This is a genomic window from Halomonas sp. SIMBA_159, from assembly GCF_046536035.1.
Taxonomy (GTDB): domain Bacteria; phylum Pseudomonadota; class Gammaproteobacteria; order Pseudomonadales; family Halomonadaceae; genus Vreelandella; species Vreelandella venusta_A.
This window is the reverse complement of sequence record NZ_JAWJBT010000378.1, coordinates 1-279: the sequence shown is the minus strand read 5'-3', so window position 1 is coordinate 279 and position 279 is coordinate 1. Positions and strand designations below refer to the sequence as shown.

Here is a 279-nt window from a genome sequence, read left to right as displayed (position 1 = left end):
TGATATCGCCATGCTTTAACTGACTGATAAAGTTCAGCGTAAATTTCCTATACAGGCGTTCGAACCAGCTCAGGTTGTCAAACAGAGAAACGTCCGTCAGGCTCATCGTCATGATTTATTATCCTTCGTTTTAGGGTGAGCGTGCACCGGTACTCTTTTTATAAGCAACTTTAGTGCATGCCAATATATCCGCCATACCACCTGTACGTTTTGCCATGGCTGTCGGATCAACCATTGTCGTTTCCATTTTGCTGTCAATTCATGACGTTGCAAATTGAA

At 43.0% G+C, this 279-nt stretch carries 1 protein-coding gene; it reads right to left on the bottom strand.

All coding sequences use genetic code 11. The features are described 5' to 3' along the window. Window positions 1–108: 108 nt before the first annotated feature. Window positions 109–273, bottom strand: coding sequence for a DUF1365 family protein (locus R0J87_RS19685; RefSeq protein ID WP_498888364.1), 165 nt, complete (start codon window positions 271–273; stop codon window positions 109–111). Window positions 274–279 lie beyond the last annotated feature (6 nt).